The following is a 24,471-nucleotide window of genomic DNA, read 5'->3' on the forward strand; positions in this document are numbered from 1 at the left end:
CCACGGGCCTTTCGGGTGGTCATCCGGTGATCCTTGTCTGCCGGGCGGCAGGTGCGCAACGCCTTTCCGGCGCTCTGCGCAGGGCGCCCCGCGACGCGCCCGGGACACGCAACGGCGTGCGCGGAAAGGTGCGTCGGGCGCACACTCGGTACCGGTGGGGACGGCGGCCCGTCCTGTTGACGGGACGTTGATGAAGTGTTTATCGCCGCCCGGCACAGTGGTTCCCATGCCGATGAACACCATCACCGAACCAGAACTGGCCTGGCAGGAGACGGCGCTCTGCGCCCAGGCGGGCCCGGAGTTCTTCTTTCCCGCCCCGGGCTCGTCGACCCGCGAGGCGAAGCAGCTGTGCGGCGCCTGCGAGGGCAGGGTGGCGTGCCTGGAGTACGCGCTCGCCAACGACGAGAGATTCGGCGTCTGGGGCGGTCTGTCCGAGAAGGAGCGGCTCCGTATGCGCCGCGACCAGGCACGCGGCCGCGGCTGACGATGCCCGTGCGGGGCGCGACCGGGGGGTCGCGGCCACAGGGCCTGCGCGGGGGCGGGGGAGGCGCGGGGTTGCCGGGCGTCGCGGGGGCGATCCGGCACGGCTCGCCCCCGGCGCGCGGGGGAACGCGGGGGACGGAATCCCGTCAGGGATGACGGGGGAGACGGGGGATCGGCCCGGTTCGGGGGAGCCGGGGACGGGGGATCGGCCCGGTTCGGGGGAGCCGGGGACGGGGGAGACGGGCCCGCGAAGGGACACGGGGGGCGGGCCCGGTGCGGGGAGAACAGGGGGAACGGGGGAGACGGCCCCGCGGCCGGAGCGATGCGGCTCCGGCCGCGGGGCCGTCCCCGTCGGCGGTCCGTGCGGCCCGGCGCCTCAGCGGCCCGCGCGGGCCGCCATCCGCGCCTTGCGCGCGGCGAGCTTCTCGTCGAACTTGGCGGCCTCGGCGTCGAGAACGCCCATGTACAGGCCGAGCTCGTCCTGGGCCTTCTGCCCCTCGGGGCCCAGCCCGTCGATCTCCATGACCTTCAGGAAGCGCAGCACCGGCTGGAGCACGTCGTCGTGGTGGATGCGCATGTTGTAGATCTCGCCGATCGCCATCTGCGCGGCGGCGCGCTCGAAGCCCGGCATGCCGTGTCCGGGCATGCGGAAGTTCACCACCACGTCGCGCACGGCTTGCATCGTCAGATCGGGGGCGATCTCGAACGCCGCGCCCAGCAGGTTGCGGTAGAAGACCATGTGCAGGTTCTCGTCGGTCGCGATGCGCGCCAGCATGCGATCGCAGACCGGGTCGCCCGACTGGTGGCCCGTGTTGCGGTGCGAGACGCGGGTCGCCAGCTCCTGGAACGCGACGTAGGCCACGGAGTGCAGCATCGAGTGCCGGTTGTCCGACTCGAAGCCCTCCGCCATGTGCGCCATGCGGAACTGCTCCAGCTTGTCCGGGTCGACCGCGCGCGACGTGAGCAGGTAGTCACGCATCACGATGCCGTGCCGGCCCTCCTCGGCGGTCCAGCGGTGCACCCAGGTGCCCCATGCGCCGTCCCGGCCGAAGAGGGTCGCGATCTCGTGGTGGTAGCTCGGCAGGTTGTCCTCGGTCAGCAGGTTCACCACGAGGGCGATCCGGCCGACGTCGGTGACCTTGGACTGCTCCGGGTCCCAGGCCTCGCCGTCCTCGAAGAAGCCGGGGAAGTTCCGGCCGTCGCCGAACGGCACGTACTCGTGCGGCATCCAGTCCTTGGCCACCTTCAGATGCCGGTTGAGCTCCTTCTCCACCACTTCCTCGAGCGCGTACAGCAGACGGGCGTCCGTCCACGCTTCGGAACTGCCGAGGTGGGGAGAGGTGAGGGTCACGGGTGCTCCTGGGGACGGGAGTATTACCTACGGATTCGTAGGTTACGAAACCGTAGGTTAAGCGGGCGATAAGTCGTCCTCCAAGCCCGGATCCGTGATGCCCCTTTGCAGACGGTTATGTCCCCAGGCCAGACGGCGGACACGAGAGCCACATCACTCCGCACTGCCCGGCAGTCCCGGCAGCCGCGCCGGCGCCACGTCGCGCAGCCCGCTCGCGGCGGGCGCCAGCCACCGGGTGATCCCCGCGGACTCCGGGAACGCCATGTCGTGACCGGCCGCGACCGGGGCGCCCCCGAACGCCGACAGCGCCGCGGTCACCTTGCGCACGCTCGCCAGGTCGAGGCTGTCCGCCGGCTCGTCGAGCAGGAGCAGCAGCGGAGCGGGCTCGGTGAGGAGGAGGGCTGCGAGCGTGGCCCGGAACCGCTCGCCGCCCGACAGCATGCCCGCCGGCCGGTCGGCGGGCGTGCCGCGGAACAGGAACCGCGCGAGCCGGGCGCGGACGGTGTTCTCGGCGGCCCCGGGGGGCGAACCGGGCGACGTTCCGGGCCGCGCCGAGTCCGTCGTCGAGCAGGTCGAGGCGTTGCGGAAGGAAACGCACGGTCACGTCCGTCGCCGCCTCTCCCGCGAGGGGCACGAGCTCGCCCGCGAGGGTGCGCGGCAATGTCGGCGCCGGCGCGCCGCGCCGCAGGGCCCCTGGTCCCGGTGTCCGGTCGGTCCACGGGTCCGGCCGGGGGCGGAATCACGCCACGGCCGCCGGGTGCGGCGGCTTGCGCCGGGCCCCGGGAGTCGCACCCGGTCAGGGGGGCGGGGTCAGCGGGTGTCGCCGAGGAGCGCGGTCAGATCGCGGTCGAGGTCCAGGTGCAGATGCTCGCTGCCGGACGGCACCAGCGTCTGCGCCCGGTCCAGGAAGCGCCGGAGCTCGCCGGTGCGGATGTGCACGACGGCGATGCCCTCGGGAGCGTGGAACTCCAGCACCGTGCGGTCGAAACCGTACGGCCGCACCCGCACGTCGCCCAGGCCGGCCGGCTCCTCGACGCCGTCGGCCAGCAGATCCCGGGAGAACGCCCACGACACGTCGGCGCCTTCCAGGGTGGCCGGAGCGGGGAAGCCGATCCGCACGGCGAACGGGTCCGCGCGGTCGTAGTGCAGGGTCGCGGGGACCGTCTCCAGCAGGGGTGCGGAGGCGACGAGCCGTGCTTCCACGGCCTGTTCGATCACGGTGGACAAGGTCCGCTCCTCACTTCCTGGGCTCGCCGGGCCGCCCTTGTGGGCTTCCGCCTACCCCCACAGACGGCGGAATGGCTGATTCCGTGCACCTGGGGGGCACGTGAGCTGTGTCACCGCCGCCCAGCGCCGGGGCCCGCCCCTCCTGCACTCTGGACGGCCCCCGGCCCGTGGGCTAGCTTCCACCGCCATGACGTCCCAGGGGAAGACGAGACGAGTGGTGTCCGCGGGGCTCTGCGCCGCCGCCGTGGCCGCGGTGCTGACCGGCGCCGGACCGTCCCGGGCGGCGCCGCTCGCGGACGGGGAGGACCGGCGGCACGCGGCCCCCGGCTGGCGGCTGACCGACACCGGCACGGACGCCCGCTTCCGCGGGCTGGCGCCCGTCGACCGCAGGACCGCGTGGGCCGCCGGCTCCCGGGGAACCGTGCTGCGCACCGCGGACGGCGGCGCCACCTGGCGCGACGTGTCGCCGCCGGGGGCGGGGGAGCTGGAGTTCCGGGACGTCGAGGCGTTCGACGGCCGGCGCGCCGTGGTCCTGGCGATCGGCGAGGGCGAGGCCTCGCGGATCCTGCGCACCGAGGACGGCGGCGTCACCTGGGCCGAGTCCTTCCGCAACACCGACCCCCGGGCGTTCTACGACTGCGTCACCTTCTTCGACCGCCGCCACGGCCTGGCCATGAGCGACCCGGTCGACGGCCGGTTCCGGATCCTCGCCACCTCGGACGGCGGCCGCTCCTGGGGTGTGCTGCCCGACGACGGCATGCCCGCCGCCCTGCCGGGCGAAGCCGGGTTCGCCGCCGGTGGCCAGTGCCTGGTCAGCTCGGGACCGAAGGACGTCTGGCTGGCCACCGGGGGCGCGGCCACGGCCCGCGTGATGCACTCCGCGGACCGCGGACTGACCTGGACCGTCACCTCCGCCGTGATCCCCGCGGGCGACCCCGCACGCGGGGTGTTCGCGCTCGCCTTCCAGGGCCGCCGGCACGGCATCGCCGTCGGCGGGGACTACCGCACGGGGCAGCCCTCCCCGCAGGCGGCGTCGGTCACCGCCGACGCCGGGCGGAGCTGGCGGGCGGCGGACACGCCCCCGCCCGCCTACCGTTCGGGCGTGGCGTGGCTGCCGCACGCGCGCTCCGCGGCGCTCGCCGTGGGGCCGACCGGCACCGACCTCACCCTCGACGGCGGCCGCACCTGGCGGACGGTCGACAGCGGGTCCTTCGACACCGTCGACTGCACCCCGGACGGCAGTTGCTGGGCCTCCGGCGAGAAGGGCCGCGTCGCCCGGCTGTCCTGGCGCCCCTGACGCGCGGCGGGCCGGGCCCCCGGGGCCCGGCCCGTCCGGCTGCCGGCCGGTTCCTGATGCTCCGTCAGGAAGCCGGCTGCTCCCGGTACGCGGCCAGTGCGGGCACCGTCCTGGTCGCGGCGAACTCGGTCACCCGGTACTCGGCCACCCCGCCCGTCACGAACGGGTCGCCCGCGGCGAGGCGTTCGACGTGCGCCCGGTCGTCGCCGACCGCCAGCAGCACGCCGCCGTCCCGCGGGTTCTTGCGGCCCGAGGCGATGACGACGCCCTCCTCGTACATCCCGTCCAGCCAGTCGATGTGCGGCTTCAGCAGGGCGTCGACACGGTCGAGGGGCGCGGTGTACGTCAATTCCAGTACGAACATGATCGCCAGGCTACCGGCGGGCCCGAACCCTTAGGGTGGACGGCACCATGGAGATCGTCGGAGTACCCGCCGGCTGGCCGGCCACCGAGGAGGCGGCCCTCGCCGTCCAGGACGCGCTGCGTCCGCGTGTCGTCCTCGACGGGACCGGCCCGCCGCCCGGCACCGGGACGGTGACGGGAGTGGACGTCGCGTACGACGACGGACGCGACCTCGTCGCCGCCGCGGCCGTGGTCCTCGACGCGGCGACCCTGGCCGTCGTGGACGAGGCCACGGCCGTCGGACGGGTCTCCTTCCCGTACGTCCCCGGCCTGCTCGCCTTCCGCGAGATACCGACGGTGCTCGCCGCCCTCGACGCGCTGACCGCCGAGCCCGGACTCGTGGTGTGCGACGGCTACGGCCGGGCGCACCCGCGCCGCTTCGGGCTCGCCAGCCACCTCGGGGTCCTCACCGGGCTCCCCGTCATCGGCGTGGCCAAGAACCCGTTCGTCTTCGCACACACCGAACCGGGAACCGTCCGCGGCTCCTGGACCCCGCTGCGCGCCGACGACGGCGAGGAGGTCGGCCGGGCCCTGCGCACCCGCGACGGCGTGAAGCCGGTGTTCGTCTCGGCCGGACACCGGGTCACCCTGGACGCGGCCTGCGCGCAGACCCTCCACCTGGCCCGCGGCTTCCGCCTCCCGGAGACGACCCGCCGCGCCGACGGCCTCTGCCGCCGCGCCCTGCGGGAGGCCGCCGCGGGGGTGCCCCGACCGCGCGGGGCGAGCCCCGCCGCACGCACACCGCCGCACACCGCAGCACCCCGTCCCGAGGAGGACACGTCATGGCCCCCGAACCCACCGGACGCCTCGTCCCCACGCCGGCCGGGCACGATCTGATCCTCACCCGTGTCCACCGCGCCCCGGTGGCGGACGTCTGGGCGAGCATCACCGAACCGCAGCGCACCGCCCGGTGGTTCGGCCCGTGGCGCGGCGAGGCCGCGCCCGGTCGCACCATCGAGGTGCAGCTGGCGTTCGAGGAGTCCGAGCCGTGGTGCCCGCTGCTGATCGAGGCGTGCGAACCGCCGCGGCGGCTCGCCGTCTCGATGGAGGACGAGGCCGGCTCCTGGCACCTGGAAGTGCTGCTGACCGAGACCGGCGGCGGCACCGAGATCCGGCTGGTCCACCATCTCGCCTCCACTCGGCTGCTCGGCGAGACGGGCCCGGGCTGGGAGTACTACCTGGACATGCTCGTCGCCGCCCGCACGGGCGGGCCGCGGCCCGACTTCGAGGACTACTACCCCGCGCAGAAGGCGTACTTCGAGTCCCTGGCGTGAACCCCGGCCCGCCGGGCCCCGCCGGCCCGGCGGCTGTCCGGGACGCCGGACCGGCGAGTCTCAGGCGGCGGGGGAGACGCCCCGCGGGACGTGCAGAGGCGCCGCGGTGGCGGCGGCGACCTCCTCGACGGTGACCCCGGGGGCGAGTTCGGCCAGGACGAAGCCGCCGGGGGTGACGTCGACGACCGCGAGGTCGGTGATGACGCGGTGGACGACACCCCGCCCGGTCAGCGGCAGGCCGCAGCTCTCGACGAGCTTGGGCGAGCCGTCCCTGGCGGTGTGCTCCATGAGGACGATCACCCGTCCGGCACCGTGCACCAGGTCCATCGCGCCGCCCATGCCCTTGACCGTCTTGCCGGGGATCATCCAGTTGGCGAGGTCGCCGGCGGAGGAGACCTGCATCGCGCCGAGGACCGCCGTGTCGATGTGGCCGCCCCGGATCATCGCGAAGGAGAGGGCGGAGTCGAAGAACGAGGCGCCGGGCAGCGCCGTCACCGTCTCCTTGCCCGCGTTGACGAGATCGGGGTCGAGCGCGTCCTCGGTGGGGTACGGGCCCACGCCGAGGATCCCGTTCTCCGACTGGAGCACGACCTCGACGCCCGGCGGCAGGTGGTTGGGGACGAGTGTGGGGAGTCCGATGCCGAGGTTCACGTAGCTGCCGTCGGTCAGCTCGGCTGCGGCGCGGATCGCCATCTGCTCGCGGGTGAGGGCCATCAGACGGTGCCTTCCTGTCGGACGGTGCGGCGTTCGACGCGCCGCTCGGCGGCGGGGTCGCCGGGCTCGACCCGGACCACGCGCTGGACGAAGACGCCGGGCAGATGGACCTCGTCGGGGTCGAGCTCGCCCGGCTCGACGAGGTGGTCGACCTCGGCCACGGTGACCCGCCCGGCCATGGCCGCCAGCGGGTTGAAGTTGCGGGCGGAGGAATGGAAGACGAGATTGCCGTGCCGGTCGCCCACGCTCGCCCGGACGAGGGCGAAGTCCGTCGTGACGGCCTCCTCCAGGAGGTAGGGACGCCCGCCGAACTCCCGGGTCTCCTTCGCCGGGGACGCCACGGCGACCGAGCCGTCCGGGGCGTACCGCCACGGGAGCCCGCCCTCGCCGACCTGCGTTCCGCATCCCGCGGGGGTGTAGAACGCGGGGATGCCCGCTCCGCCGGCCCGCAGCCGCTCGGCCAGGGTGCCCTGCGGGACGAGCTCGACCTCGAGTTCACCGCTCAGGTACTGGCGGGCGAACTCCTTGTTCTCGCCCACGTAGGAACTCGTCATCCGGGAGATCCGGCCCGCCGCGAGCAGCAGGCCGAGCCCCCAGTCGTCCACACCGCAGTTGTTCGACACGACGCGGAGGTCTCCCGTGCCGCGCTGCCACAGCGCGTCGATGAGCGACCCCGGTATCCCGCAGAGCCCGAAACCGCCGACGGCGAGCGAGGCCCCCGCGCCGATGTCGGACACCGCCTCCGCCGCGCTCGCGACCGTTTTGTCCAGACCCATCAGGTTCCCTCCTTCGGACCGCCGGACGGCCTTGCCTGCCGGATCCGGTGCCGCAACGGCGACAGGCACGGAGCGTAGGCAGGCGGCGGGACGGGCGACCATGGCTGTCGTCCCTATACGGACCTGCCTCTGTGTGTGGACGACCGCTGCTCCCTCGGGTACCCGCTCCGCTCCGCGGGAACGGAGCCACGCCGCCCGCAGCCGGCTCCCGGGCCGTACGACGGCGACGATTCCGCGGCCGCGCCACGGCGTACGGCCCGCACGGCCCGTACGGAGGTGATGGGGGCTCAACCCATGGACGGGCCGGGGATGGTGGGCCGCACGGCCATGTCCGGTGACCGCCCGGCGGCATAGCCTCCCGCGAGTCCCTTCCCCGAGCCCGGAGGCATCCGATGGGTCGCTCACTCTTCCGTACCCCGCCACGCCGTGGCCGCCTGGGCGTGCCGACGGCACTCGCCCTGGCCGCGCTCACCCTGACCGCCGTTCCGGCGACGGCGTCCGCCACGGCGGCGTCCGCCGGCCCCGGCGGGCACTGCGCCGGCCGGCAGACGATCCGTGTGCCGGGGGCCGAGCACCAGCAGGCCGCCTGCCTCGACGAGCTGACCACGGCCGGCACGGTCGCCTCCGGGCACACCGATCCGGCCGACTGGGCCGGGCTCACACCCAAGGACCTGGCCGTGCCCAGCGGGGTGCCGGGCATCCAGATCGACGGCTACTTCCCCGACACCTCCGCCACCAACACCAACCACGGCTGGAACCACGACGCCCAGTTCGTCATCCGCCTCCCCGACCGGTGGAACGGCGGCCTCGTGGTCGCCGGAACCCCCGGCAACCGGGAGCAGTACGCCAACGACCGGGCCATCGCCGACTGGGTCCTGTCCCGGGGCTACGCGTACGCGGCCACCGACAAGGGCAACACGGGTCTCGCCTTCCACCGCGACGGGAGGACGCCGGGGGACGCGATCGCGGAGTGGAACAGCCGGGTCACCCAGCTCACCCGGGCCGCCCGGTCCGCGGTGGCGCAGCGCTACCACCGGCCGCCGGCCCGCACCCTGGTCACGGGGATGTCCAACGGCGGCTACCTGGTGCGGTGGCAGCTGGAGAACCACCCCGAGCTCTACGACGGCGGGGTCGACTGGGAGGGAACCCTCTGGCGGTCCGGCGGTCCGAACCTGCTGGACTTCCTGCCGAAGGCCATGCGCGCCTACCCGGTCGTCGCGGCGGGTGGTGCGGGCGCCGCGCAGGCGCGGCAGGACATGGCGGCCGCGGGCTTCCCCGCGGAGTCGGAGTTCCTGTGGCAGTACCACCACCAGGTCTACTGGGACCTCACCCAGCGGATCTACCGCGAGGAGGTGGACCCGGGATTCGACGGCGCGACCGAGGCCGGGACACCGTACTGCGCGCCCGGCACACCCGCCTGCGACGCCGACTACGACCTCGCGGCCCGGCCCGAGGAGGTCCGGCGGGCGATCGGGCGGATCGCGCTCACCGGCCGCATCGGCAAGCCGCTGATCACCCTGCACGGAACCCTGGACATGCTGCTCCCGATCGGGCAGGACTCCGACGTCTACGCCCGCATGGTGCGCGACGCCGGCCGCGGGTGGCTGCACCGCTACTACCGCATCGAGGGCGGCACCCACACCGACTCCCTCGTCGACGTCTTCCCCGGCCGGCTCCGTCCGCTGGCGCCGTGCCACCGCTCCGCCTTCACGGCCCTGGAGGGCTGGCTGTCGGCGGGGCACCGGCCGCCCGCCTCGCACACCGTCGCCCTGCCCGCCGGCCAGGACTCCGTGTCCCTGGCGAACACCTGCTCACTCCGCACCGGCAGGGGCACCGGCGCCTCGGGGTGAGCGCGGGGGCCTCCGCATGCCACCTATGGGGCTCGCCACCATGGTGAGGCTCATGACTGTGGATGAATCATCCATGGGCCGACGGGAAGGCCCTCCCTACTGTTGCCGCCCATGACGCACATATTTCCGACTCCGAACCGGCTACCGTCACCCGCCGCCGCCGCGACCGACCTGCGCGGACGCACGGCGCTGGTGACGGGCGGCGGCAGCGGTATCGGGCGGGCCTGCGCCCTCGCCCTCGCGCAGGCGGGAGCCTTCGTCCACGTGGTGGACCGGGACGCGGGCTCGGCGAAGGCCGTCGCCGAGACGGCCGGCGGCCGGGCCCACGTGACCGATCTCGCCGACCCGGCCGCCGTCGGCCTGCTGCCCGACGAGGTCGACATCCTCGTCAACAATGCCGGGCTCCAGCACGTCGCCCCGCTCACGGAGTTCCCGCCGGACCGCTTCGAGCTGATCCAGAAGGTGATGGTCACCGCCCCGTTCCTGCTGATGCGCAGGACGCTGCCGCACATGTACGCGGGCGGCTGGGGACGCGTCGTCAACGTCTCCAGCGTCCACGGGCTGCGGGCCAGTGCCTACAAGAGCGCCTACGTCGCCGCCAAGCACGCCCTGGAGGGGCTCAGCAAGGTCGCCGCCGTCGAGGGCGCCGCGCACGGCGTCACCAGCAACTGCGTCAACCCCGGCTATGTCCGGACCCCTCTGGTCGAGGACCAGATCCGCGACCAGGCCGCCGCCCACGGCATCGGCGAGGACGACGTCCTGACGGACGTCCTGCTCGCCCGCTCGCCCGTCAAGCGGCTCCTGGAGCCCGAGGAGGTGGCCGCCGCCGTCCTGTGGCTCTGCGGCCCCCACTCCGGCTGCGTCACCGGCGTGTCCATGCCGCTCGACGGCGGCTGGACCGCGGGCTGAGCCGCCCCGCCGCCCGGGACGGACTCCCATCCCCCGGCCGGCCCGTCTTCCCCGCACACCCGTCGCCGTCCGCGCCTGTCCGCACTCCCGTCCCCCGTCCCGCCCGCCCGTGAGAACCGGTGAAACCCATGTCTGACACCACCAAGCCGAGAAGCGGCATCGGCCGCATCGTCGGAGCGAGTCTGATCGGCACCACCATCGAGTGGTACGACTTCTTCCTCTACGGCTCCGCCGCCGCGCTCGTCTTCAACACCCTGTTCTTCCCCAGCGCGGACCCCCTCGTCGGCACCCTGATCGCCTTCGTCACCTACGCCATCGGGTTCGCCGCCCGGCCGCTCGGCGGCATCGTCTTCGGGCACTACGGCGACAAGATCGGCCGCAAGAAGCTCCTGGTGCTGAGCCTGCTGATGATGGGCGGCGCCACGTTCGCCATGGGCCTGCTGCCCACGTACGACACCATCGGCGTCTGGGCGCCGGTCCTGCTCACCCTGCTGCGGCTGGTCCAGGGCTTCGCGCTCGGCGGCGAGTGGGGCGGGGCCGTCCTCATCGTCTCGGAGCACGGCGGCGACAAGCACCGCGGCTTCTGGGCCTCCTGGCCGCAGGCCGGCGCCCCGGGCGGCAACCTGCTCGCCACCGGTGTCCTGGCGCTGCTCGCCTCCGTCCAGTCGGAGGCCGACTTCCAGGCGTGGGGCTGGCGGATCCCGTTCCTGCTCTCCGGCCTGCTCGTGGTGATCGGTCTGTGGATCCGCGTCTCGGTCTCCGAGTCCCCCGTCTTCCTGGAGGCCCAGGCGAAGGCGGAGGCGGCGGCCGCCGCGGGGGCCGAGGAGAAGGCCCCGGTCGTCGAGGTGTTCCGGCGCAGCTGGCGCGAGGTGCTGTCGGCCATCGGCACCCGCTTCGGCGAGAACATCTCGTACTACATCCTCACCTCCTTCCTCCTCGTGTACGTCACCGTCCACCTGGAGCTGCCGAAGAGCACCGCGCTGAACGCCGTGCTCATCGGCTCGGCCGTGCACTTCTTCGCCATCCCGCTGTGGGGTGCGCTCTCCGACCGGGTCGGCCGGCGTCCGGTGACGCTGATCGGCTCCGTGGGCATGGCGGCGTGGGCGTTCGTCTTCTTCGGGCTCGTCGACTCGGAGTCGTTCGTGGTGATCACCCTGGCGGTCACCGCGGGTCTGCTGCTGCACGGCGCGATGTACGGCCCGCAGGCGGCCTTCATCTCCGAGATGTTCGACACCAAGGTCCGCTACTCCGGCGCCTCCATGGGCTCCCAGCTCGCCTCCATCCTCGCCGGCGCCCTCGCCCCGATCATCGCCGTCGAACTGCTGCGGGAGTACGGGAGTTCCACGCCCATCGCCGTGTACCTGTGCGCCGCGGCCGTGATCACCACCGTCACCGTCGCCGTCACCCGCGAGACCCTCGGCCGCGACCTCTCCCGTGACCGCGACGACGCGGAGGAGACGCAGGCGCCGGTGCCGGCGGGTGACCGGAGGTGACCGCGTCCCGCCCGTGAGCCTCCGGTCCGCCGTCGCCGCACCCCGCGGCGGCGGCGGACCGCCCCGCCTCGCCCCGACCCCGTCCCCGTCCCGATCCCGGAACCCGCCGCGAGGAGTCCCGATGACGACGTCACGCCGTACGACCGCCGACGTCCGGGCCGGTGTCCGGATGCCGCCGCCCGCCGAATCGCCCGCCGAATCCGCCGCACGCCGGCTGCTGGACCTGCTGGCCGCAGGTGCCCCGGCGCGGGAGCTCGCGGCGCAGCCGGCGCTCTCCCGGGCGGCAGGGGCGCCGCCGGCGGACGTCGAGCGCATCCAGGAGACCACCGAGGCCGCCCTGTCGGTGCTGCGGGTGCTCGACCAGTACCGCCGCCGGGAGACCGAGCTGACGGCCCTGTTCGACACCGCGGGGGACCTGGCCCGGCTGCGCGACCTCGACGAGCTGCTGCGCGCCATCGTCCGGCGGGCGCGGACCCTTCTCGGCACGGACGTCGCCTATCTCACCCTCAACGACCCGGCGGCCGAGGACACGTTCATGCGGGTCACCGAGGGTTCCGTCTCGGCCGCCTTCCAGCAGCTCCGGCTGGGACTGGGGGAGGGGCTGGGCGGCCTGGTCGCGCAGACCGCCCGCCCCTACGCCAGCAGGGACTACCGCACCGACCGCCGCTACCGTCACACCGGCGCCATCGACGACGGCGTGGCCGAGGAGGGACTCCGCGGCATCGTCGGCGTCCCGCTGCGACTCGGCGAGGAGGTCATCGGGGTCCTCTTCGCGGCGGACCGCAGCCCGCGGGACTTCACCCCCGACGCCATCGCCCTCCTCGCCTCGCTCGCCGACCACGCCGCCGTCGCCATCGACAGCGCCCGCCGGCTGGAGGCCACCCACACCGTGCTCGCCCGCCTGGAGGCCGCCAACGCGACCGCCCGTGCCCACGGCGAGGCGCTTCACCAGGCATCCGACGCCCATGACCGGCTGTCCAAGCTGGTGCTGCGGGGCGCCGGCACCGACGAGGTCGCCGCCGAGATCGCGAGCCTGCTGGGCGGGGGCGTGGCCGTCCACGACACGGACGGCAGCGAGCTGGCACGCGTCGGCACCCCACCGGTGACGCCCTCCGCGGCCGGCCTGGAGGCGTCCCGGGACGAGGGCCGCGCGGTGCACGCCGACGGGGTGTGGACCTGCGCCGTCCTGGCCGGTGCGGAGCCGCTGGGCAGCATCGTGCTGACCGGGCGCGGTGACCTTGCCGAAGCCGACCGCCGCCTCCTCGAACGCTCGGCCCTCGTCACGGCGATGCTGCTGCTGATCCGGCGCTCGGTGGCCGAGGCCGAGGACCGGGTGCGCGGTGAACTCCTCGACGACCTGCTCGCGGGCCCCGACGCCTCCGCGCACTGGGACGGCGACAGCCTCGGCCTGCGCGCCCGGCGCCTCGGTCTCGACCTCGCCCGGCCGCACGCCGTCGCCGTCCTCGACTGCGCACCCGCCCTGCGGTCCCGGCTCGCCGCGGAGAACGCCCGCGTCGCCCGCCGCCTCGGCGGTCTCGCCGGCACCCGGCGGGGCCGGCCCGTCCTGCTCGCGCCCTGCGAGCGGCCCGGCGACCTCGCCCGCACCCTCGCCGCCGACCTGACCCGGGTCCTCGGCGCCGCCGTGACCGCGGGTGCCGCCGGGCCCGGCACCGGCCCCGACCACCACGCGGCCCTGCACGCCGAGGCCGTGCGCTGCCTCACCGCGCTGCACTCCCTCGGCCGGACCGGGGAGGGGGCGGACGTGGCCGACCTCGGCTTCATCGGCGTCCTGCTCGGCGACCGGGCCGACATCGCCGCGTACGTCGACCGGGTGCTCGGCCCCGTGCTGGCCTAGGACGCCGAGCGGGGCACCGAACTCGTCCGCACCCTGCACGCCTACTACGACCAGGGGGCCAGCCTCGCCCGGGCCAAGGACCACCTCCACGTCCACGTGAACACGGTCGTGCAGCGCCTCGACCGTGTCGCCCAGCTCCTCGGCCCCGACTGGAACTCCCCGGCCGCCGCCCTGGAGATCCATCTGGCCCTCCGCCTCCACCGGGTGTCCGGCGGGCCCACCGGCCGGGGCACGGCCGGCGACTGACCGGGCGGCCGGGCACGCTCCCCGGGCGCCGGCTGCCGACCGCGCGTCGGCCGGGGAGGCGTCCCGTCGGTGAGCCGGTCGCGGCGGCGCCGGGGTGCTCACTCCGGCGGCGGGCCGAGGCGTTCCTCCAGCTGCCCGAGAAGCGCGCCGAGCAGGGTGGCGAGTTCGTCCAGCCGGGGCCCGCCCACTCCGGCCAGGACGTCGGTCTCGTAGGCGAGCTGATCGGGCATCAGGCCGTCGAGCAGTTCCCGCCCGGAGTCGGCTAGGCGGACGTGGGCGACCCGGCGGTCGCGGGTGTCGGTGCGGCGTTCCACCAGCCCGCGCTCCCCGAGCTGCCTGAGGCGCTTGGTGACGGCTGCTCCCGAGGAGAACGTCTCGCGGGCCAGCCGGCCCGGGGTCAGCTCCTCGCCGGCCCGGCGCAGCGCGCCCAGCAGGTCGAACTCGGGGCGGGTCAGCCCCGCGCGGCGCAGCGGGGCGTCCTCCGCCTGCTGGAGGAGCGCGGCGCAGCGGTTGATGCGGCCGATGACCTCCATGGGGCCGGTGTCGAGGTCGGGGCGCACGGCCCGCCACTGCCGCACCACCGCGGCAACGGTGTCGTCCCGCGAGCGCCCCGGGATGCCGGCGTGCGCGGGGGCGCCCTCTTCCCGCGGCGCGTCGCCTGCCGCCGGGAGCTCGCCGGGTGATGCCGGGCCTGCCGCCGGGTGCTCGCCGGGTGGCGTGCCGGCGCGGCCCGGGGCGCCCCCGGCGCGCGGCGCGTTCCCGTCCGCCGGGGAGCCCCCGGCCGCCGCTTCCCGTCCGCCGCCTGCCGTCATGGCCGTCCGTCCTCCGTGTCCGTGCCCGTGCCCGTGGCTGTGTCCGTGTCCGTGGCTGTGCCGGGGGCCGTGAGCGCCCCCTGGTGCCGTACGCCCGCCGCGAGCGTACGGTGCCCCGACTGCTCGGCGAGCACGACCCGTTCCCGGGGCGGTGTCCGCGGCCACCACTCACCGGACGCGGCGTCGGCGGCGGCCCTCAGTTCGACGAGTGCCGCCGCCAGACGGTGGCAGGCGGCCGCCGGAGCCGCGACGGCCGGCCGGTCCGCCAGCAGGCGGGCGAGGTCGTCGCGGGCCTCCCCGACCGCGGTGATCGCCGCCTCGACGCGGTCCCCCGCCCTGCGGTTGGTCACCGCCAGGGCCGCGGCGAAGCCGACCAGGGCGCCGACGAGGGTGTCCACGACGCGGTCGGTGATCAGCTCACCGGCCGGCCGGTAGCCGGGGAACTCGGCGACGAGCAGGGCGAGCGGAGTCACGCACACCGAGCCGAGCCAGTAATTGCGGCTGATGACGGCCTCGGCACCGAAGTTGAGGACGAGGCAGCACAGGACGAGTGCGAGTGGGCCGAGCCCGGCGACCGGGGCGACGGCGGCGAACAGCAGGACGCCCACGAGGTTGCCGGCCACCCGCTGGACCGTCCGGTTCCAGGTGAGGGCGATATTGGCCTGGTAGAGCGCGGCCGCGGTGACCAGGGCCCAGTAGGGGCGGCCGACGCCGAGGGCGAGGGAGGCGTAGCCGGCGAGCGCGCAGCCGAGGGCGGTGCGGACGGCGATCGGGGTGAGCGGTCCGAGCCTGCGCCACAGCGAGGGGGACGCGACGGAGCGTCCCGCCGCCACGCCGAGAAGTTCGCCGGTGCCGTCGCCGGGGACGTCGTCCGGGACGGGGCCGGTGCCGCGCAGCTCGTTCGCCCAGCCGCGAAGGCGTGCGGGGTCGGCGGCGGCGGGCGAGGCGAGCGCGGTCTCGGCGCGGACGAGCAGCCTCCCGAGCGCCCGGCGGGTGGCCGACGGGCGGTTCCCCGCGGCCAGCAGCGTCTGCCAGGCGTCCTGGACCGCCGCGTAGGCGTCGGCGCGGGTGCGCGAGCGGTCCCGCGCACCGTCCGCCGCCCCGGTGTGCGCGGCGGCCGCGCGCAGGGCGTGGGCGGTGGCCCGGCGCTCCGGGCCGTGCGGCCGGACCAGCGCGGGGGCCATGCCGACCAGCCACGCCCACACGCCCGCCGCGGCGGCGAGCGCGAGGTGGCCGGGTACCTGACCGAGGGTCTGCGGGACGAACAGCGAGGCCGAGCTGACGAAGATCAGGATCACGTGGGACGGCGGGCCGATGCGGGCGGCGTCGCACAGCGCCTTCTGCGCGGCGGCCAGCACGGCGCCGACGGTGACGAGGACGACGGCGTCGCGCGTGAGGGAGGCGGCGACCAGCGCCACGGCGAGGCCGCCGAGCATGCCGAGGACCACCCAGGCCAGTGCCCTGGCCCGGGCCGCGTACGGGCGGTTGTGGGCGTACAGGGCGCACAGGGACCCGGCCATGGAGTACACCGCCAGGTCGAGCCGGCCGAGCGCCAGGAGCAGCAGGTTGGGCGGTGCCACCGCGGCGACCACGCTGAGGGCCGGCTTGAACCAGATCTCCGAGGGCCGCCCGGGACGCAGCGGGGCGGCGAGGGGCAGGCGCCGGTGGACCGTCGCGGTGGGGAGCGGGGGAGGGGCACTGCTCATGGAGTCGAGGGTAACAGGTGTTTTACGCGTAAAATATCTTGTAGCGCCTGGCTGTCCCCGCCCGCGCTCCGGCCCGTGCCCGGCCCGCACCCCGGCCCCTGCACGGCCCCCGTCCCCGCCCCCGTCTCCGTCTGTGTCCGCCCACGCCCCCGCCTCTGCTCCGGTCGGGTGAACGGGCCCCCGCCCGCATCCGGATCCCCACAAGCCGCCGAAAACCGGACATGAAACTGCGAGACGAGCTTCCGGTCGACCACCGTCTGGCGACCGTGTACCGGTACGGCGCGGTGCTCTGCGGTGTCGCGCTCATCGTCTTCGGCTGCCTGGGCTTCGCCGACGCCCTCAGCCCCTTCTCGACCTCGGGCGACACGATCGCCGGCATGACGACCAACGTCACCCTGAGCGTCATCTCCACGGTCGTCGGCCTCGTGCTGATCGCCGGCGGTCTGATCGGCGGCAATGTCGCCTCGACGGTGAACATGACCGTCGGCGTGCTCTTCGTGCTGAGCGGCTTCTACCACGTCTTCGTGCTCGACCGCTCGGGCAACTTCCTGGACTTCGGCATGACGAACGTGCTGTTCAGCTTCGTCATGGGCCTCGTGATCATGACGTTCGGGATGTACGGCCGCGTCTCCGGCGGCCTGCCGCACGACAACCCCTACTGGCGCAGGCGCCACGGCGGCACCGCCGGCGGTGCCACGGCCCCGGGCCCGGTGCCGGCGGTGGCGCCCGCACCGGCCGTCGCGGCGACGCCCGCCCGGCCGCCGCGACGGGGCATCGGGCGCCACGGTCGTCCCTGAGCGGCGCCCCCGGGCACCCCGCGCCCGCCTGCCGCGCGGGGTGCCCCGCACGGCTCACTCCGTGTGCGCCACCCGGAACCCCATCCCCGCCTCCCGCAGGCGCGACAGCAGGGCGTCGCCCATCGCGACCGCGGGCGTGAGCTGGCCCGAGCGCTGCGGCAGATCGTCGAGGGCGAGGCTGAGCGCGGACTCGGCGAGGATTTTGGCGGTCTCGTCGTAGCCCGGGTCGCCGCCCGTCACCTCGGTGAACACACGGCGTCCGCCGCCCTCGCCGACGAAGCGGACCGAGAACCAGCTGCGCGCCCGGCGGGCGGCGTCCGGGCCGGTGCCGGGCTCGTAGCGGGAGATGAGCCACCGGCGGGCCGCCGGGATCTGTGCCAGCGCGACGCCCGCACCCACGAACGCGGGGCCGCCGAGCGCCATCGGGAGGGTCCGGACGGCGGCGTAGTGGCGGTAGCGGAAGTCCGGCCCGTAGCGGTCCAGCGCCCGCGCGGACCGGGCGACGACCTGCCCGTCGATGGTGGGGAGCGGGATCGCCCAGGCTCCGGTCTCCCGGCTGAACCGGGGCGCGCCGACCGGGGCGCTCGCCCTCCGGCCGACCAGCCGCGGCTCGTGCAGCCGCCGGTCCCGCGCGGCCCGCAGCGTCTGCGGGCCGCGCCCCATCGCGGTCAGCGCGGAGGCGAAGGTGCCGCCGGAGAACATCGCGTTGGAGCGCACGAAGCCGTCGACGCGCAGCGGCACACCCTCGGGGAGCTGCTGGACGGTCCAGTAGGCGCCCAGGTCGTGGGGGACCGAGTCGAAGCCGCAGGCGTGCACGAGACGTGCCCCGGTCTCCCGGGCGCGTGCGTCGTGGCGGACGAACATCGCGTCCACGAACTCCGGTTCGCCGGTGAGGTCGGCGTAGTGGGTGCCGGCCTCCGCGGAGGCGGCGACGAGCGGTTCGCCGTACCAGACGTAGGGGCCCACGGTCGTCGCCACGGCGCGGGTGGACCGGGCGAGGTCCCGCAGGCCGTCGGCGTCCGAGGCGTCGGCGACGATCAGGGGCAGCTCGGCGCACCCGGGGGAGATGGCCGTCAGCCGCTCCCGCAGCTTCTCCAGCTTGGCCGCGCTGCGCCCGGCCACGGCCCAGCGGCACCCGGCGGGCGCGTGGCGCGCCAGGTACTCGGCGGTGAGCACGCCGACGAAGCCGGTCGCGCCGAAGAGCACGATGTCGTACGGGCGCTCGTCGCGACCGGTGCCGTTCTGGCTGTTCAAGGGCTCCTCCGCCTGCTGTGCCGTGTCCATGCCGGTGGCCGAGGCTAGCGCGCCGCGCCGCCCGGCAGAAGACGTGTTCCCCATCGGTAACCTGGCAGTCTTCAAGGAGCTAAGCGCTTGCTCGGCCGAACCCCTTGTGCCGAGTGGAACGTGTTCTTACCATCACTGGTGTTACATCAGTTGTGTCACACCGTTGGGGGCTGGATGACAGCGACAGGGAACGGTCCGCTGGCCGGGGTCCGCGTGGTCGAGCTGGCGGGCATCGGGCCGGGCCCGTTCGCCGCCATGGTCCTGGCCGACCTGGGAGCGGACGTCGTGCGCGTCGACCGTCCCGGCGGCGCGGGACTCGGCATCGACCCCGCCCGCGACCTCACCAACCGGGGCAAGCGCTCCGTACTGCTGGACCTCAAGACCGACGAGGGCAGGGACCGCGTCCTGGCCCTGGCGGAGAAGGCCGACATCCTCGTCGAGGGCTACCGGCCGGGCGTCGCCGAACGCCTCGGCGTGGGCCCCGACGTCTGCCTCGCCCGTAACCCCCGCCTGGTCTACGGGCGGATGACCGGCTGGGGCCAGCAGGGCCCGCTCGCCGAACGCGCCGGCCACGACATCGGCTACACCGCTGTGACCGGCGCCCTCTCCATGATCGGGTCGCCTGACCAGCCGCCCGCGGTCCCGGCCAACCTGCTCGGCGACTACGCGGGCGGCTCGCTCTACCTCGTCATCGGCGTCCTCGCCGCACTCCAGCACGCCCGTGCGGAGGGCGGCCGGGGACAGGTCGTCGACGCGGCCATCGTCGACGGCACGGCCCACCTGACCACCATGATCCACGGCATGATGGCCGCCGGCGGCTGGCAGGACCGCCGCGGCGCCAACCTCCTCGACGGCGGCTGCCCCTTCTACGGCTCCTACGAGACCGCCGACGGGGAGTACATGGCGGTCGGCGCGCTGGAGCAGAAGTTCTACGACGAGTTCATCACCCTGCTCGGCATCGCCGACACCGTGCCCGCCCGCAAGGACTTCGGCCGCTGGGACGAACTGCGCGAAGCCGTCGCCGCCCGCTTCAGGACCCGTACCCGCGCCGAGTGGACGGCCGTCTTCGAGGACTCCGACGCCTGCGTCGCGCCCGTGCTCTCGCTCCGCGAGGCCGCCCGGCACCCCCACCTGGCGGCCCGTTCGACCTTCGTCGACCACCAGGGCGTCACCCAGCCCGCCCCCGCGCCCCGCTTCTCCGCCACCCCGGGCGCCCTGACCCGGCCGCCCGCCCTGCCCGGCGCGCACACCGAGGACGTCGCCCGCGACTGGGGCGTGGACCTGACCGTTCCCGAGGAGGACCGATGAGGCGAGAGATCTTCACCGAGGACCACGAGGCGTTCCGGGAGACCGTGCGCACCTTCCTCGCCAAGGAGGTGCTGCCGCACTACGAGCAGTGGGAGAAGGACGGCATCGTCAGCCGCGAGGCCTGGCTCGCGGCCGGGCGCCAGGGGCTGCTCGGCCTCGCCGTGCCCGAGGAGTACGGCGGCGGCGGAAACGACGACTTCCGCTACGCGGCCGTGCTGCACGAGGAGTTCACCCGGGCCGGCGCCCCCGGACTCGCCGTCGGACTGCACAACGACATCATCGGCCCGTACCTCACCTCGCTCGGCACCGAGGAGCAGAAGCGGCGCTGGCTCCCGGGATTCTGCAGCGGCGAGACGGTGACCGCGATAGCCATGACCGAGCCCGGCGCGGGCTCCGACCTCCAGGGCATCCGCACCACCGCCGAGGACCGCGGCGACCACTGGGTGCTCAACGGCTCGAAGACGTTCATCTCCAACGGCATCCTCGCCGACCTCGTCGTCGTCGTCGCGAGGACCACCCCCGAGGGCGGCGCCCACGGCCTCTCCCTGCTCGTCGTCGAACGCGGTGCCGAGGGCTTCGAACGCGGCCGCAACCTCGACAAGATCGGCCAGAAGGCCCAGGACACCGCCGAACTCTTCTTCCACGACGTCCGCGTCCCCAAGGAGAACCTGCTCGGCGAGCTGAACGGCGCCTTCGTCCACCTGATGACCAACCTCGCGCAGGAGCGGATGGCGATCGCCGTCGCCGGCATCGCCGCCGCCGAGCACCTGCTGGAGATCACCACCGCGTACGTGAAGGAGCGCGAGGCGTTCGGCCGCCCGCTCGCCCGCCTCCAGCACATCCGCTTCGAGATCGCCGAACTGGCCACCGAGTGCGCCGTCACCCGGGCCTTCCTCGACCGCTGCATCGCCGACCACGCCAAGGGCGAACTCGACGCCGTGCACGCCTCGATGGCCAAGTGGTGGGCCACCGAACTCCAGAAGCGCGCCGCCGACCGCTGCCTGCAACTCCACGGCGGATACGGCTACATGACCGAGTACCGCGTCGCCCGGGCCTTCACCGACGGACGCATCCAGACCATCTACGGCGGGACGACCGAGATCATGAAGGAGATCATCGGCCGCTCCCTCCTCGGCTGACCTCCCCGAGAGCTCGGACAACCCTCCCCGAAAGGCTGACAAGGTGAGCACCGAAGCGTACGTGTACGACGCGATCCGCACCCCGCGCGGACGCGGCAAGGCGTCCGGAGCCCTGCACGGCACCAAGCCGATCGACCTGGTCGTCGGCCTCATCCACGAGCTCGAGCGCCGGTTCCCCGGCCTGGACCCGGCGGACATCGACGACATCGTCCTCGGCGTGGTCGGCCCGGTCGGCGACCAGGGCTCCGACATCGCGCGCATCGCAGCGATCGCGGCCGGGCTGCCCGACACCGTCGCGGGCGTCCAGGAGAACCGCTTCTGCGCCTCCGGCCTCGAAGCCGTCAACATGGCCGCGATGAAGGTCCGTTCCGGCTGGGAGGACCTCGTCCTCGCCGGCGGCGTGGAATCCATGTCCCGGGTCCCCATGGCCTCCGACGGCGGCGCCTGGTTCGCCGACCCGATGACCAACTTCGACACCGGCTTCGTGCCGCAGGGCATCGGCGCCGACCTGATCGCCACCCTCGGCGGCTGGTCGCGCCGGGATGTCGACGAGTACGCGGCGCTCTCCCAGGAGCGGGCCGCCGCGGCGTGGAAGGACGGCCGCTTCGAGCGTTCCGTCGTGCCGGTGCGCGACCGCAACGGCCTGGTCGTCCTCGACCACGACGAGCACATGCGCCCCGGCACCACCGCCGACTCGCTCGCGAAGCTGAAGCCGTCCTTCGCGGACATCGGCGACCTCGGCGGCTTCGACGCCGTCGCCCTCCAGAAGTACCACTGGGTCGAGCGGATCGACCACGTCCACCACGCGGGCAACTCCTCCGGCATCGTCGACGGCGCCGCCCTGGTCGCCATCGGCAGCAAGGAGGCCGGCGAACGGGGCGGCCTCACCCCCCGCGCCCGGATCGTCTCCGCCGCCGTCTCCGGCTCGGAGCCGACCATCATGCTCACCGGCCCCGCCCCGGCCACCCGCAAGGCGCTGAAGCGTGCCGGTCTGACCATCGACGACATCGACCTGGTCGAGATCAACGAGGCGTTCGCCGGTGTGGTGCTGCGCTTCGCCGCGGACATGGGCCTCCCGCTCGACAGGATCAACGTCAACGGCGGCGCCATCGCCATGGGCCACCCCCTCGGGGCGACCGGGGCCATGATCCTCGGCACCCTCGTCGACGAACTGGAGCGCCAGGACAAGCGGTACGGCCTCGCCACCCTGTGCGTCGGCGGCGGCATGGGCATCGCCACCGTCGTCGAGCGCCTCTGACTCCCGCCCTCTTCCGCCCCTTCCGCGTATCGGAGCAGCCACCACCATGAGCGAGTCCACCACCATCCGCTGGGAACAGGACGAGACCGGCATCGTCACCCTCGTCCTCGACGACCCCAACCAGTCCGCGAACACCATGAACCCGGCGTTCAAGGAGTCGATCGCGGCGATCGCCGACCGGGCCGAGGCCGAGCAGGAGTCCATCCGCGGCATCATCGTCACCTCCGCCAAGAAGACCTTCTTCGCGGGCGGCGACCTCAAGGACATGATCAAGGCCGGCCCCGAGGACGCCCAGTACGTCTTCGACGCCGGCATGGGCATCAAGCGCGCGCTGCGCCGCATCGAGACCCTCGGCAAGCCCGTGGTCGCCGCGATCAACGGCGCCGCGCTCGGCGGCGGCTACGAGATCGCCCTCGCCTGCCACTACCGCATCGCGCTCGACGCACCGGGCTCCAAGATCGGCCTGCCCGAGGTCACCCTCGGCCTGCTCCCCGCGGGCGGCGGCGTGACCCGCACCGTGCGCCTCATGGGCATCGCCGACGCCCTGCTCAAGGTGCTGCTCCAGGGCACCCAGTACAGCCCGTCGCGCGCCGTCGCGAGCGGCCTCGTCCACGAACTGGCCGCCACCCGCGAGGAGATGCTCGACAAGGCGCGGGCCTTCATCGACGCCCACCCGGAGTCCCGGCAGCCCTGGGACGTCCCCGGCTACCGCATCCCCGGCGGCACCCCGTCGAACCCCAAGTTCGCCGCCAACCTCCCGGCCTTCCCCGCCAACCTGAAGAAGCAGACGGGCGGCGCCCCCTACCCCGCCCCGCGCAACATCCTGGCGGCCGCCGTCGAGGGCTCCCAGGTCGACTTCGAGACCGCGCAGGTCATCGAGGCCCGCTACTTCACCGAGCTGGTCACCGGGCAGACCGCCAAGAACATGATCCAGGCGTTCTTCTTCGACCTCCAGGCCGTCAACTCCGGCGCCAGCCGGCCGCAGGGGCCCGAGCCCCGCACGGTGCGCCGGGCCGCCGTCCTCGGCGCCGGGATGATGGGCGCGGGCATCGCCTACTCCTGCGCCCGGGCCGGCATCGAGGTCGTCCTCAAGGACGTGACGCCCGAGGCCGCGGCCAGGGGCAAGGCGTACTCCGAGAAGCTGTGCGCCAAGGCCGTCTCGCGCGGCCGCACCACGCAGGAGAAGGCCGACGCGCTGCTCGCCCGGATCACCCCCACCGCCGACGCCGCCGACCTCGCCGGCTGCGACGCCGTCATCGAGGCCGTCTTCGAGGACACCGCCCTCAAGCACAAGGTGTTCCAGGAGATCCAGGACGTGGTGGAGCCCGACGCCCTGCTCTGCTCCAACACCTCCACCCTGCCCATCACCACCCTCGCCGAAGGGGTCTCGCGCCAGGACGACTTCGTCGGCCTGCACTTCTTCTCCCCGGTCGACAAGATGCCGCTGGTCGAGATCATCAAGGGCGAGCGCACCGGCGACGAGGCGCTCGCCCGCGCCTTCGACCTGGTGCGGCAGATCAACAAGACCCCGATCGTGGTCAACGACTCCCGCGGCTTCTTCACCTCGCGCGTCATCGGCCGGTTCATCAACGAGGGCGTCGCCATGGTCGGCGAGGGCGTCGACCCCGCCAGCGTCGAACAGGCCGCGGCCCAGGCCGGCTACCCGGCCAAGGTGCTGTCCCTGATGGACGAACTCACCCTCACCCTGCCGCGGAAGATCCGCGAGGAGACCCGGCGCGCGGTGGAGGAGGCGGGCGGCACCTGGCCCGTGCACCCGGCCGACGCCGTCATCGACCGGATGGTCGACGAGTTCGGCCGCCCCGGCCGCAGCGGGGGAGCGGGCTTCTACGACTACGCCGAGGACGGCCGGCGCGCGGGCCTCTGGCCGGGGCTGCGCGAGCACTTCGGCGCGGGCGGATGCGAGATCCCGTTCGAGGACATGCAGGAGCGGATGCTCTTCTCCGAGGCGCTGGACACCGTCCGCTGCCTGGAGGAGAACGTCCTCACCACGGTCGCCGACGCCAACATCGGCTCCATCATGGGCATCGGCTTCCCCGCCTGGACCGGCGGCGTGCTCCAGTACGTCAACGGCTACGAGGGCGGGCTGCCCGGCTTCGTGGCCCGCGCCCGCGAACTGGCCGAGCGCTACGGCGACCGGTTCCTGCCGCCGGCGCTGCTGGTCGCCAAGGCCGAGCGGGGCGAGGTCTTCACCGACGCGTGAGCGCGGCGGTGCGGGGGCGGCCGCCCGGCCGCCCCCGCACCGTGTCCGGGGCCCGCACCGTGCCTTTGC

19 protein-coding genes and 3 pseudogenes are annotated in these 24,471 nt (G+C 74.2%); 13 read left to right on the forward strand and 9 right to left on the reverse strand.

The genetic code is table 11. The features are described from left to right. The first annotated feature begins 226 nt into the window (after window positions 1-226). Window positions 227-484 (forward strand): WhiB family transcriptional regulator, encoded by a 258-nt coding sequence (locus IAG43_RS28120; protein ID WP_187743471.1) that lies wholly within the window; start codon window positions 227-229, stop codon window positions 482-484. Window positions 485-859: 375 nt separating this feature from the next. Here the strand turns inward: IAG43_RS28120 and IAG43_RS28125 are convergent, their stop codons facing one another. The 3 genes and pseudogenes from IAG43_RS28125 to ssgD all read right to left on the reverse strand — a co-directional run bounded on the left by IAG43_RS28125 (window position 860) and on the right by ssgD (window position 3,061). After that, on the reverse strand, window positions 860-1,834 hold the full coding sequence (locus IAG43_RS28125) for an acyl-ACP desaturase (protein ID WP_187743472.1): 975 nt from the start codon (window positions 1,832-1,834) through the stop codon (window positions 860-862). Between the two features lie 153 nt (window positions 1,835-1,987). Next, a pseudogene (locus IAG43_RS28130) lies at window positions 1,988-2,519 on the reverse strand (ATP-binding cassette domain-containing protein); the annotation flags it as partial. A gap of 125 nt (window positions 2,520-2,644) precedes the next feature. Next, window positions 2,645-3,061, reverse strand: a complete 417-nt coding sequence (gene ssgD, locus IAG43_RS28135) for a spore wall synthesis regulator SsgD (protein WP_187743473.1) — start codon at window positions 3,059-3,061, stop codon at window positions 2,645-2,647. A 187-nt stretch (window positions 3,062-3,248) separates the two neighbouring features. On the opposite strand from ssgD, the gene IAG43_RS28140 reads away from it, so the two are divergent. Continuing rightward, on the forward strand, window positions 3,249-4,358 hold the full coding sequence (locus IAG43_RS28140) for a beta propeller repeat protein (RefSeq protein WP_187743474.1): 1,110 nt from the start codon (window positions 3,249-3,251) through the stop codon (window positions 4,356-4,358). Between the two features lie 64 nt (window positions 4,359-4,422). Here the strand turns inward: IAG43_RS28140 and IAG43_RS28145 are convergent, their stop codons facing one another. Next, complete coding sequence (locus IAG43_RS28145; protein WP_187743475.1) at window positions 4,423-4,722, reverse strand: YciI family protein; 300 nt, start codon at window positions 4,720-4,722, stop codon at window positions 4,423-4,425. Window positions 4,723-4,769: 47 nt separating this feature from the next. Between IAG43_RS28145 and IAG43_RS28150 the strand changes: the two are divergent. Together IAG43_RS28150 and IAG43_RS28155 are read left to right on the forward strand one after the other, a co-directional pair. Beyond that, window positions 4,770-5,459, forward strand: a pseudogene (locus IAG43_RS28150) (endonuclease V); the annotation flags it as partial. 83 nt (window positions 5,460-5,542) lie between these two features. Next, window positions 5,543-6,034 carry an SRPBCC family protein gene (locus IAG43_RS28155; protein ID WP_187743477.1) on the forward strand — a complete coding sequence of 164 codons (492 nt, stop codon included), beginning with the start codon at window positions 5,543-5,545 and terminating at the stop codon, window positions 6,032-6,034. Between the two features lie 60 nt (window positions 6,035-6,094). Here the strand turns inward: IAG43_RS28155 and IAG43_RS28160 are convergent, their stop codons facing one another. Together IAG43_RS28160 and IAG43_RS28165 are read right to left on the reverse strand one after the other, a co-directional pair. Further along, entirely contained in the window at window positions 6,095-6,748 is a 654-nt protein-coding gene (locus IAG43_RS28160) for a 3-oxoacid CoA-transferase subunit B (RefSeq protein ID WP_187743478.1), read from the reverse strand. Beyond that, entirely contained in the window at window positions 6,748-7,524 is a 777-nt protein-coding gene (locus IAG43_RS28165) for a CoA transferase subunit A (protein WP_187743479.1), read from the reverse strand. The genes IAG43_RS28160 and IAG43_RS28165 overlap by 1 nt, the downstream gene beginning before the upstream one ends. A 392-nt stretch (window positions 7,525-7,916) precedes the next feature. Here IAG43_RS28165 and IAG43_RS28170 point away from each other — a divergent pair, with 392 nt between their 5' ends. From IAG43_RS28170 to IAG43_RS28185, 4 genes and pseudogenes are all read left to right on the forward strand, one after another. After that, complete coding sequence (locus IAG43_RS28170; protein WP_187743480.1) at window positions 7,917-9,374, forward strand: tannase/feruloyl esterase family alpha/beta hydrolase; 1,458 nt, start codon at window positions 7,917-7,919, stop codon at window positions 9,372-9,374. A gap of 111 nt (window positions 9,375-9,485) precedes the next feature. Beyond that, a complete protein-coding gene (locus IAG43_RS28175) occupies window positions 9,486-10,283 on the forward strand; it encodes a 3-hydroxybutyrate dehydrogenase (protein WP_187743481.1) in 798 nt (265 codons plus the stop codon). A gap of 128 nt (window positions 10,284-10,411) precedes the next feature. Continuing rightward, entirely contained in the window at window positions 10,412-11,776 is a 1,365-nt protein-coding gene (locus IAG43_RS28180) for an MFS transporter (protein WP_187743482.1), read from the forward strand. A gap of 169 nt (window positions 11,777-11,945) precedes the next feature. After that, window positions 11,946-13,877, forward strand: a pseudogene (locus IAG43_RS28185) (helix-turn-helix domain-containing protein). 98 nt (window positions 13,878-13,975) lie between these two features. Here IAG43_RS28185 and IAG43_RS28190 read toward each other — a convergent pair. Both IAG43_RS28190 and IAG43_RS28195 read right to left on the reverse strand, forming a co-directional pair. Further along, window positions 13,976-14,494, reverse strand: coding sequence for a MarR family winged helix-turn-helix transcriptional regulator (locus IAG43_RS28190; RefSeq protein ID WP_187744683.1), 519 nt, complete (start codon window positions 14,492-14,494; stop codon window positions 13,976-13,978). Between the two features lie 191 nt (window positions 14,495-14,685). After that, window positions 14,686-16,395, reverse strand: coding sequence for an FUSC family protein (locus IAG43_RS28195; RefSeq protein ID WP_187743483.1), 1,710 nt, complete (start codon window positions 16,393-16,395; stop codon window positions 14,686-14,688). 221 nt (window positions 16,396-16,616) lie between these two features. Here IAG43_RS28195 and IAG43_RS28200 point away from each other — a divergent pair, with 221 nt between their 5' ends. After that, window positions 16,617-17,192, forward strand: coding sequence for a DUF4383 domain-containing protein (locus IAG43_RS28200; RefSeq protein WP_187743484.1), 576 nt, complete (start codon window positions 16,617-16,619; stop codon window positions 17,190-17,192). 54 nt (window positions 17,193-17,246) lie between these two features. Here the strand turns inward: IAG43_RS28200 and IAG43_RS28205 are convergent, their stop codons facing one another. Continuing rightward, the gene (locus tag IAG43_RS28205; RefSeq protein ID WP_246574797.1) at window positions 17,247-18,446 is read right to left on the reverse strand and encodes a saccharopine dehydrogenase family protein; all 1,200 of its coding nucleotides are present in this window, start codon (window positions 18,444-18,446) and stop codon (window positions 17,247-17,249) included. A 204-nt stretch (window positions 18,447-18,650) separates the two neighbouring features. Here IAG43_RS28205 and IAG43_RS28210 point away from each other — a divergent pair, with 204 nt between their 5' ends. The 4 genes from IAG43_RS28210 to IAG43_RS28225 are packed head-to-tail and all read left to right on the forward strand — an operon-like array spanning window position 18,651 to window position 24,402. Beyond that, a complete protein-coding gene (locus IAG43_RS28210; protein WP_187743486.1) occupies window positions 18,651-19,784 on the forward strand; it encodes a CaiB/BaiF CoA transferase family protein in 1,134 nt (377 codons plus the stop codon). Continuing rightward, complete coding sequence (locus IAG43_RS28215) at window positions 19,781-20,923, forward strand: acyl-CoA dehydrogenase family protein (protein WP_187743487.1); 1,143 nt, start codon at window positions 19,781-19,783, stop codon at window positions 20,921-20,923. Before IAG43_RS28210 ends, IAG43_RS28215 begins: the two co-directional genes overlap by 4 nt. A 43-nt stretch (window positions 20,924-20,966) precedes the next feature. Then, on the forward strand, window positions 20,967-22,181 hold the full coding sequence (locus IAG43_RS28220; RefSeq protein WP_187743488.1) for an acetyl-CoA C-acetyltransferase: 1,215 nt from the start codon (window positions 20,967-20,969) through the stop codon (window positions 22,179-22,181). A gap of 46 nt (window positions 22,182-22,227) precedes the next feature. After that, window positions 22,228-24,402, forward strand: coding sequence for a 3-hydroxyacyl-CoA dehydrogenase NAD-binding domain-containing protein (locus IAG43_RS28225; protein ID WP_187743489.1), 2,175 nt, complete (start codon window positions 22,228-22,230; stop codon window positions 24,400-24,402). Window positions 24,403-24,471: the final 69 nt, after the last annotated feature.

Source organism: Streptomyces genisteinicus (assembly GCF_014489615.1).
Taxonomy (GTDB): Bacteria; Actinomycetota; Actinomycetes; order Streptomycetales; family Streptomycetaceae; genus Streptomyces; species Streptomyces genisteinicus.

Bases quoted from the DNA above. Each gene is read 5' to 3' on its own strand.
- IAG43_RS28145 (WP_187743475.1), bottom strand. From the start codon at position 4,722: ATGTTCGTACTGGAATTGACGTACACCGCGCCCCTCGACCGTGTCGAC.
- IAG43_RS28120 (WP_187743471.1), top strand. From the start codon at position 227: ATGCCGATGAACACCATCACCGAACCAGAACTGGCCTGGCAGGAGACG.
- IAG43_RS28175 (WP_187743481.1), top strand. From the start codon at position 9,486: ATGACGCACATATTTCCGACTCCGAACCGGCTACCGTCACCCGCCGCC.
- IAG43_RS28200 (WP_187743484.1), top strand. From the start codon at position 16,617: ATGAAACTGCGAGACGAGCTTCCGGTCGACCACCGTCTGGCGACCGTG.
- IAG43_RS28215 (WP_187743487.1), top strand. From the start codon at position 19,781: ATGAGGCGAGAGATCTTCACCGAGGACCACGAGGCGTTCCGGGAGACC.
- IAG43_RS28180 (WP_187743482.1), top strand. From the start codon at position 10,412: ATGTCTGACACCACCAAGCCGAGAAGCGGCATCGGCCGCATCGTCGGA.
- IAG43_RS28140 (WP_187743474.1), top strand. From the start codon at position 3,249: ATGACGTCCCAGGGGAAGACGAGACGAGTGGTGTCCGCGGGGCTCTGC.
- IAG43_RS28160 (WP_187743478.1), bottom strand. From the start codon at position 6,748: ATGGCCCTCACCCGCGAGCAGATGGCGATCCGCGCCGCAGCCGAGCTG.
- IAG43_RS28170 (WP_187743480.1), top strand. From the start codon at position 7,917: ATGGGTCGCTCACTCTTCCGTACCCCGCCACGCCGTGGCCGCCTGGGC.
- IAG43_RS28165 (WP_187743479.1), bottom strand. From the start codon at position 7,524: ATGGGTCTGGACAAAACGGTCGCGAGCGCGGCGGAGGCGGTGTCCGAC.
- IAG43_RS28195 (WP_187743483.1), bottom strand. From the start codon at position 16,395: ATGAGCAGTGCCCCTCCCCCGCTCCCCACCGCGACGGTCCACCGGCGC.
- IAG43_RS28155 (WP_187743477.1), top strand. From the start codon at position 5,543: ATGGCCCCCGAACCCACCGGACGCCTCGTCCCCACGCCGGCCGGGCAC.
- IAG43_RS28210 (WP_187743486.1), top strand. From the start codon at position 18,651: ATGACAGCGACAGGGAACGGTCCGCTGGCCGGGGTCCGCGTGGTCGAG.
- IAG43_RS28225 (WP_187743489.1), top strand. From the start codon at position 22,228: ATGAGCGAGTCCACCACCATCCGCTGGGAACAGGACGAGACCGGCATC.